We start from the raw sequence: 8,788 nt of genomic DNA on the forward strand, positions 1-8,788 counted from the left end.
AGGAAAATCACAGCCCAACGAAACAAGGCGGAGAAAACCCGTGGTCGTCCCCGTGGGACGACCTCTGCAAAAGTTCTTTGGGTACCTTTCTTTCAAGAAAGGTACGGTTCCAGCAGGGTAGACACAGGAAACGAACGATTAAAAAAGATGTTAACAAAAGCAGAAATCAAACGGATACGATCGCTCGGCGACAAAGCCGGACGCGAGGAAGAAAGAGCATTCGTCGTCGAAGGCGAAAAGATGGTCCGCGAGCTGCTCGCATCCGGCTTTGCCGTGCAATCCCTCTACCGCGTCGGTGAGCAGCTTTCGACTGCCGAGATGGGGCGGATTTCGTTTCTGCGCACCCCTACCCCCGTGCTCGCCGTGGCCGAGATACCTGCCGACCGGAATGCCGCAAAGAACTCCCGGATGCCGCAAGGACTCGCCTTGGTGCTGGACGACGTGCAGGATCCGGGGAACGTAGGGACGATCCTGCGCCTCGCCGACTGGTTCGGCGTGCGGACAGTCTATGCCTCGCCCGGCACCGCCGACTGCTGGAATCCGAAAGTCGTGCAAGCCACCATGGGAGCGATATTCCGCGTGCGGATGCACTACGGGCCGCTCGAACCGTTGCTCTGTGAAGCGGCCCGGGCGGGAGTACCCGTTTACGGCACGTTTCTGGAGGGCGACGACATCTACCGCTGCGATCTGCCCCAAGAGGGAGACGCCCCCGGGCTGCTCGTGATGGGAAACGAAGGGCGGGGGATTTCGGCCGCCGTGGCGGCACAGGTCACCCAAAAGCTCTACATTCCGCCATTCCCGGCCACGGCGGCCGGAGAGACCTCCGAGTCGCTCAACGTAGCGATGGCCACAGCCGTCGCACTGGCCGAGTTCCGACGGCGGGCACGCCTCTAAATCCGGTCGGAAACCGACGGACTTTCCGAAAAATTCATTACTTTAGACACATCAAAACCAAGAATCGAGGAATATGGCCACATTCGAAGTGACGGGCGGCTGCCCGCTGAGCGGCTCGATCGAGCCTCAGGGAGCGAAAAACGAAGCTCTGGAGATCCTTTGCGCCGTGCTGCTGACGCCGGAAGAGGTCACCGTCCGGAACGTGCCGGAGATTATCGACGTGCTGCAACTCATCGACCTGCTGCGTGCCATGGGGGTCGAGGTGACGCGGCTGGAACGGGGCGCCTATCGCTTCCGGGCCGAGCACATCGACCTCGATTACCTCCAGACCGACGAATTCCGGCGGGCCGCTTCGCGGCTGCGAGGTTCGGTGATGATCACCGGGCCGCTGCTGGCCCGGTTCGGACGGGCTTACATGCCGCGGCCGGGAGGCGACAAGATCGGACGCAGGAGGCTGGACACCCATTTCATCGGGTTCCAAAAATTAGGCGCCGAGTTCGACTGCGACACCGACCGGAAATTCTATACCGTGCGGGCTCCGGGGCCGGATCATCGGCTGCGGGGAGCCTATATGCTGCTGGACGAGGCGTCGGTGACGGGGACGGCCAATATCGTGATGGCGGCTGTGCTGGCGCAGGGGACGACGACCATCTATAACGCGGCGTGCGAGCCGTACTTGCAACAACTCTGCCGCATGCTGGTGCGGATGGGGGCTCACATCAGCGGCATCGCCTCGAACCGGCTGACGATCGAGGGGGTCGATGCGCTGGGAGGGACAGAACATACGATGCTGCCGGACATGATCGAGGTAGGGAGTTTCATCGGGATGGCGGCCATGACCCATTCAGAACTGACCATTCAGAACGTGTCGTACGACGACCTGGGGATTATTCCGCAGCAGTTCGCCCGGATGGGCATCCGGTTCGAACAGCGGGGCGACGACATCTATATCCCGAAACAGGAGCACTACGAAATAGAGAGCTTTATCGACGGTTCGATCATGACCATCGCGGATGCGCCGTGGCCGGGGCTGACGCCGGACTTGCTGAGCGTGTTCCTCGTGGTGGCGACGCAGGCCAAGGGGTCGGTGCTGATCCATCAGAAGATGTTCGAAAGCCGGCTGTTCTTTGTCGACAAACTGATCGACATGGGGGCGCAGATCATCCTTTGCGACCCGCACCGGGCGACGGTGATCGGGCACGACCATGCGATTCGGCTGCGGGGAACGACGATGACCTCGCCGGATATCCGGGCAGGGGTGGCTTTGTTGATTGCGGCGATGAGCGCGCAGGGAAAAAGCGTGATCCAGAACATCGACCAGATCGACCGCGGGTATCAGGACATCGACGGGCGACTCAATGCGCTGGGGGCTCAGATTAGGCGAATCGACTGATTTCCACGATTATGCAGAAATCCAACGCGTTTCGATTCAAACAGTTCGCGGTGACGCAGGAGCGGGCGGCAATGAAGGTGGGCACGGACGGGGTGCTGCTCGGCGCGTGGGTCTCGTTGGAGGGTGCTTTGCGGCGGGTGCTCGACGTCGGGACGGGAACGGGGGTGATTGCGTTGATGTTAGCGCAACGGACTGCGGCGGAGGCGGAACCGCCTGTCATCGATGCGGTTGAGGTCGATTCGGAGGCTGCTCGCGAAGCGGAGGCCAATTTCGCAACTTCTCCGTGGGCGGCTCATTTGCGAGCATACGATGCTGCTATTCAGTCTTATGCGACTAACTATCGGGAGGCGAAATACGATCTGATCGTCTCGAATCCACCTTATTTTATGGCTGGCACTGATTTCCGCCGGGGTTTCGACCACTCGGCGGCAGCCACGCAGCCGACGGCGGCGAGGGTGGCGGCAAGGCATGCGGAGGCGTTGCCGTACGACGAGTTGATCGATGCGGTATCGGGACTGCTGGAGGGTGAGAACGGACGGTTCGCTGCGATTTTCCCGTACCACGAGGCGGGGATCTTCGTGGCGAAGGCTGCGGCACGGGGGTTGTATGCGCATCGGATGCTTGAGGTGCGGGGTACGCCGCACAAGCCGGTGAAGCGGATGGCGATCGAGTTTTCGTTCCGGCGGCCGAAGCCGGAGGCAATCGTTCGGGAGAAGCTTTGCATCGAAGACGGGGAGGGACATTTCACAGAGGCATATCGCTCTCTGACAAAGGACTTTTACCTCCGATTCTGAGGCCGGTTTCCACAAATTTAGCCCCGGGCTACCGCACTCGGAGTACGGGTGAGTTGTGGGCCGTCGGCGGCAACGGTTACAGCTGGTCGTCCACGGTCAGTTCGATTCGGGGCATGTATTTGGCCTTAGAATGCGGCATGCTCGATCCTGTTCACATCGACAGCCGCGCCTATGCTCTTCAGTTGCGTTGCCTCTCGGAATAAACAGGAAAACGCTCTCGGGAAAAATTTAGAGTAGAGGCTGCCCGGTTCGCGTGCCGAGCGGCACCGCCCCGGGCTTCCGCGACGCAGGCGATTACGGAATATGGGGCGATCCGATGCTCGTCGGAAATCATGGTTCCAATTGGTCTGTCAACGCCATGACAACTTCCGGTATCTTTTTAAACTTTTTCGCCTTACATTTAAACCCCAACGGAACCACACATCGGGCTACCGGTCTTCAGTTGCGTTGCCTCTCGGAATAAACAGGGACGCTCGGCACTCGAAAATTGGCCGGGTCTATAAATAATCCAACAACCTCTATCCTATATTAATTCGACTTTGCCCGGACGCCCGGGAGGAACGGCAACTCTCGACGCGGAGCGGCGGATTGCGGGCCGCCCGAGGGGAGGCTGCGGCCCGCGCGACCCTCTAGGGTCGCAAAAGCACAGCCTATTTGTTTTCGGCCGCAGCCTGCGGAGAACGAATATTAAGGTCGAGGCGGCCAGTAAAAGACGCTGTGCGTCCCCTCCGCATCCGGGGGGCTGCGGGCCGACCGTTGGCACGGGAAATTAGCTATTCGCTCTTAGCCTGAGTTTGGCCAACGGTTCAACCCAAGCCACCACACAAAGCCCAGCCCCATGCTCGGCCCAGCGCAGCGCGAAAACCGTGACCGGTTTTCGCGCCCGAAGAACAGACACAGCCCAAAGCTCGCCCCAATTCTCGGCCCTGTGTCAGCCTCACTGCGGCTCCGCTTTCGCTCCGCCGCTTTTTCGCGCGCCTGCGCGGTTCATTCTATTTCGGCGGTAAGCCGAAATAGTTGAATCGCTTCTTTAGGTGGGGCGCGCGATTTAGTTTGAGGGTACTGCGCTCGGGCCGCGCGGGCCCCACGTCCCGTGGACGGGAAATGCTGGCGCATTTCAACTGGCAGCCTCTACCCCTATTCTCTGTCCGCGCGCTGGCGGAAATCTTATTCAAACGCGAAACACGCGTTTGAATGATTTCCTTTTCCAGCAGTCGCGCGCGGGTCGAGCTCTGTCCCGGCTGGAACTGTTCTTTCTGTTCACAGAAAGAACCAAAGAAACTTTAGACGGATGCTTCGCATCCTAAAGCTGTCGGCGGCCTTAACCAACGCGGCAGACTCACCCTAACTCCCTGTCCGCAAGCCGTATACGAGAGATATCAATGCTCAACGCGTTTCCGCCACGCCAACAGCGCAACGACCGTCGCCAGCCCGTAAACTACCCAAATAATATACAACGCCGGAGGAGCCGAATCACCCCCATAAGAGTGCATCCCGCTCAAGTAATAGTTCACCCCGAAAAAGGTCATCAGCACCGCACCCAACCCCATAATGCTCATCACATTGAAAAGATAGACGCCCCCTCGTCGCAGCCCCGGCACCAACCGGGCATGCAGGATGAACGCATAAACCATCATCGTAATCAAAGCCCACGTCTCCTTCGGATCCCATCCCCAGTAACGTCCCCAAGACTCATTGGCCCATACCGCTCCCAGGAACGTCCCCGCCGTCAACAACACCAGACCGACAATGAGACTCATCTCGTTGATCGCCGTCAGTCGACGCACCTGAAGATCGACCACCGCCGCATTGCGCTCCGTCCGGCACGCCATCGCCGTCAGCGAAACCAGCCCCAGCAGGAATCCGATACCGAAAAATCCGTAACTCCCCGTAATCGCTGCCACATGGATCAGCAGCCAAGGCGATTTCAGCACCGGAACCAGCGGCGTAATCTCGGGATCCATCCAGTTGAGCGTCGAAACGAACATCAGCACGCCCGACAGAAAAGTCGCCGCCGCCAGCGTGATTCCCGACCGCCGACCGAACGCCAATCCCGCGATCGCCGTCGCCCACGACACGAAAATCATCGACTCGTAGGCATTCGAAACCGGCGGACGACCCGCAATATACCACCGGAGCCCCACTCCCGCCGTCTGGGCGAGAAAAAGAAGCCCGATAATCCCGACCACCACGCCTCCCGCCACGCGCCACCCCTTCGACGGCCGAGCCCAACCGAGCATCGAAATCAGCATCAGCGCAAGACCGAATCCCATATACCCGAAACCCGCCCACTTGAACAGATCGAGTCGATTGTAGAGCATTTCGGCCTCGATCCGACGCGGAGAGATATCCAGCGTAGCCGCCTTTTTCTCCTGGTACGTAGCTATCATACCGACAATCTCGTCCGGCGTCGTCCAGTCGCCCGTCTCAGCCGACCGCACCGCCTCGGTGGCGAACCACGGGAAAATCCGGCTGACGAACATCGAATCGCGGTCACGAAACGCGCTCAAGTCGTCGCCCGGCGCATACCACGCCCCGTCCGTCGAAACCGAGGCCGAAGGAAAGATCGCCACCATCCGACCGGCAAACAACGCGTTCAGGATATTGATCTTCTCGTCCAGTTTGAGCAACTCTTTGTCGTACTTGTTCCGTTCGCGCACCGGTTTGGCATAAACGCGTTCGATTTCGTCCACAAAAATGTAGTTGCCCTCGTCGTCCAGCACATCAATAAAGGCCAACCGCCCCTTGGCCGCCTGCTCCTCGTCGATGCCGGTCTGCCGCAGAAGCGCTTCGCTCCCCACGTCGATCATCGGCACCCGACTCCATATCTGCGGCTGGGTCAGAAGCCCCAACAGCACCTGGTCGGCATTCAGCTCCCCGTATCGCTTGTCGCGCGATATCTTCCGCCAGATCTCGGCAGCATAGGTATCCACCGGTTGGATACGTCCCGTCCCACTCTGCACCATCAGGCGTCCGAACGCCTGCGCCGTCCGGGGCGACACGGCATATTCGACCGCATACACCGGCGCCATCTTCTTCTCGCGCCGACGATCCACCGTCGTGCGCCGTTCCGCCGACTCCTCCGCCCCGCCGACCGGACGTTCCCGCTCGATACGCTCCATCTGGCGCCGGCTCTGCTCCTCCAACTGCGAAACGGTCATCGTATCGACCCGCTCCTGCGCCCGAACCGGCGAGGAAGCGAGCGCGAACATCATCAGCCCGACGATCGGTATGGCGGTCTGTTTCAGCATCCGCCCGAGGGTGCGGAACCGGGAACGACGCCCGAACAAGGCCACGACCATGCCGCCGATCAGGAGGATATACCCGCCGTAGGTGATCCAGGTTCCGATCCGGTCACGGTTCACGATCAGCACCGTTCCGCGTTCGTCGGGGTCGTAACTGGACTGATAGAGCCGGTAAGGCCCTATGTGCAGCACGTTGTTCATGTAGATATTGGCCGCGCGCTCGGGCCGTCCGGACTGCCGGACGACGACGTCGCTTTCGAACGACGAAGGGCTGTGGGAGCCCGGATAGCGCACGAGGCGGAAATCGCGGAGTTCGACGCTGAAAGGCAGGGTCTCGACCACGCGGCTCGGATTCGTCGGATCGAGCAGCTCGGCGGAGCGTTCCCCTTCGCGAATGTGCATCACCCCTTCGCGTCCGGTCAGCCGGGTGACGAATGCGCCCAACAGAATCACGACAAAAGCGGCATGAAAGCACAGCACGGCCCATTTCCGTTGCTGCACCCAGCGTTGCCGGATCGCGATTCCGATAAAATTGACCGCCAGCAACAGTTGCAGGAGATAAAAAACCGGATGGTGATAGATCCACCGTTGCGCGACGGGCGTCCCGTAACGATTCTCGACGAAAGTGGCGACGGCCAGCACCACGGCATACACCCCGAGCAAAACGGCCATGGCCGGATAGGAACAGAGTATTCGAAGTATCTTTTTCATACACAATAATTTATCGAGTCGACCCGAGTTCGAGTTCACGGAGCAGCCGCCCCGTCTCTTCCGGGGTCAGCTGCTGGGCCGCGTCGGTCAGCGCGCAGTTCGGCTCGCAGTGGGATTCGACGAACAGCCCGTCGAGCCCCAGCGTCATAGCAGTGCGAGCGACTACGGGCACCAGATCGGCCCGACCGGCAATGTGGCTGGGGTCGCACACGATGGGCAATTCAGGACGCTGTTCGCGAAGCCACAAAGGGATTCGCCACAACGGTTCGTTCCGGAAAATGTCTTCGCGACCGGTACGGAATCCGCGATGGATGGCGACTATTCGGCCCTGTATACCAGCCATTTCGAGCCGTTCGACAGCGCCGAGCCACAAGGCGGCATCGGGTGCGATGGGGTTTTTGACGTACAGATCGACGGCACAGCCGCGCAAGGCATCGGCGATCTGTCGCATATCGAACGGACTGGTGACGGTACGCGCGCCGATCCAAAGGATGTCGATTCCGCTGCGCAACAGGGGCTCTACGAAAGCGGCACCGGGCAGTTCGGTCGCCACCCGCATGCCGTATGTGTGTCGCACTTCGGCCAGCCATTCGATCCCCTCTTGGCCGACGCCTTCGAAACCGCCGGGCCGGGTTCTGGGTTTCCACAACCCGGCCCGATAGGCGGCGATACCATGCTCCGCCAGCTCTGCGGCGGTGCGCAACACCTGTTCGCGGCTCTCGGCGCTGCACGGGCCGGCCACGATGATTTTATCTGTTTTCAAACTATTTTTCTTTTTCATGGAACGCTGTTTTGGATGAACAGGCCATATCTGCGTTTTTTCTGCGCGAGGCAACGCAACGGAAAACCATAGGCGCGGTAGCTCGCGTTGCCGGGACCGAGCCACGTCACGTGGAAATGCAAGTGCATGCCATTAGTCCCGTCGAACGTGGAAGCCCAGATGTAACCGTTGCGACCGACGTTCCAGAACGCTCCCTCGCCGCAGCCGCGGCTGCCCGGGACGGGGTACCAGGCGAGCGGGGTTCCCGCGCCAGAGGTGCTTACCTTGTAGAGACGACCGTTGGTGGCTTTGTAGTTACCTGCACCATATTTTTCGCCCGCTACGCCGTCCGAATAGTACGGGAAGGTGCCGTTCAAGGGCACATCGGCGTCCCGCGTAAAGTCAGACCAAGTCCCGTTCGGCCCCTGGATATTGCCCGCTTAGGTCGGGCTTCGGCGGCGCGCGCTTGGGATGTTTTATTGGCGCCTCTACCCCCGTTCTTCGTTCGCGCGCCTTGGGAAATCTTGTCAAAACACGCAAGCGAGTTTTGACGATTTCCCTTTTAAGGCGACGGCGCGCGGTTTAGTTAGAGGGGACTGCGCTCGGGCCGCGCGGGCCCCACGTCTCGTGAACAGGAAATGCTTACGCATTTCCACTGGCCGCCTCTACCCCTGTTCTCTGGCCGCGCGCTGGCGGAAATCTTATTCAAACGCGAAACACGCGTTTGAATGATTTCCTACTCCAGCAGTCGCGCGCGGGAGAACTTTATTCGCGCGCCTGCGCGACTCATTCTATTTCGGCAGTAAGCCGAAATAGTTGAATCGCTCCTTTAGGCGGCGGCGCGCGGTTTTGGCTACGGGAAAAGACTGGCCTCGGGCCGGCCGGGCCCCACGTCCCGTGGACGGGCGAAACTTGCGTTTCGCTACGGCAGCCTCGGCCCAATTCCTCGCACCGCTCTTTGTTCGCGCGCCTTGGGAAATCTTGTCAAAAC

8 protein-coding genes are annotated in these 8,788 nt (G+C 60.2%); 5 read left to right on the forward strand and 3 right to left on the reverse strand.

Annotation, left to right across the window (positions count from 1 at the left end):
* Nucleotides 1-147: 147 nt before the first annotated feature.
* The 5 genes from ACTO3O_RS07255 to ACTO3O_RS07275 all read left to right on the forward strand — a co-directional run bounded on the left by ACTO3O_RS07255 (nucleotide 148) and on the right by ACTO3O_RS07275 (nucleotide 3,544).
* Nucleotides 148-894 (forward strand): TrmH family RNA methyltransferase, encoded by a 747-nt coding sequence (locus ACTO3O_RS07255; RefSeq protein WP_297830498.1) that lies wholly within the window; start codon nucleotides 148-150, stop codon nucleotides 892-894.
* Nucleotides 895-967: 73 nt separating this feature from the next.
* Nucleotides 968-2,287, forward strand: coding sequence for a UDP-N-acetylglucosamine 1-carboxyvinyltransferase (gene murA, locus ACTO3O_RS07260; protein WP_297627842.1), 1,320 nt, complete (start codon nucleotides 968-970; stop codon nucleotides 2,285-2,287).
* Between the two features lie 11 nt (nucleotides 2,288-2,298).
* The gene (locus ACTO3O_RS07265; protein WP_297830496.1) at nucleotides 2,299-3,081 is read left to right on the forward strand and encodes a tRNA1(Val) (adenine(37)-N6)-methyltransferase; all 783 of its coding nucleotides are present in this window, start codon (nucleotides 2,299-2,301) and stop codon (nucleotides 3,079-3,081) included.
* 53 nt (nucleotides 3,082-3,134) lie between these two features.
* On the forward strand, nucleotides 3,135-3,284 hold the full coding sequence (locus ACTO3O_RS07270; RefSeq protein WP_297830494.1) for a hypothetical protein: 150 nt from the start codon (nucleotides 3,135-3,137) through the stop codon (nucleotides 3,282-3,284).
* Between the two features lie 50 nt (nucleotides 3,285-3,334).
* Entirely contained in the window at nucleotides 3,335-3,544 is a 210-nt protein-coding gene (locus tag ACTO3O_RS07275) for a hypothetical protein (RefSeq protein WP_297830492.1), read from the forward strand.
* A gap of 916 nt (nucleotides 3,545-4,460) precedes the next feature.
* Here ACTO3O_RS07275 and ACTO3O_RS07280 read toward each other — a convergent pair.
* Genes ACTO3O_RS07280 through ACTO3O_RS07290 form a run of 3 tightly spaced genes read right to left on the reverse strand, consistent with a single transcriptional unit; the run spans nucleotide 4,461 to nucleotide 8,180 of the window.
* The gene (locus tag ACTO3O_RS07280) at nucleotides 4,461-7,037 is read right to left on the reverse strand and encodes a cytochrome c biogenesis protein CcsA (RefSeq protein ID WP_297832732.1); all 2,577 of its coding nucleotides are present in this window, start codon (nucleotides 7,035-7,037) and stop codon (nucleotides 4,461-4,463) included.
* 10 nt (nucleotides 7,038-7,047) lie between these two features.
* The gene (locus tag ACTO3O_RS07285) at nucleotides 7,048-7,800 is read right to left on the reverse strand and encodes a DAHP synthetase I family protein (protein WP_297832729.1); all 753 of its coding nucleotides are present in this window, start codon (nucleotides 7,798-7,800) and stop codon (nucleotides 7,048-7,050) included.
* Between the two features lie 14 nt (nucleotides 7,801-7,814).
* Nucleotides 7,815-8,180 (reverse strand): hypothetical protein, encoded by a 366-nt coding sequence (locus tag ACTO3O_RS07290; RefSeq protein WP_297832726.1) that lies wholly within the window; start codon nucleotides 8,178-8,180, stop codon nucleotides 7,815-7,817.
* Nucleotides 8,181-8,788 lie beyond the last annotated feature (608 nt).

The sequence above is a fragment of the Rikenella sp. genome (genome assembly GCF_056799795.1).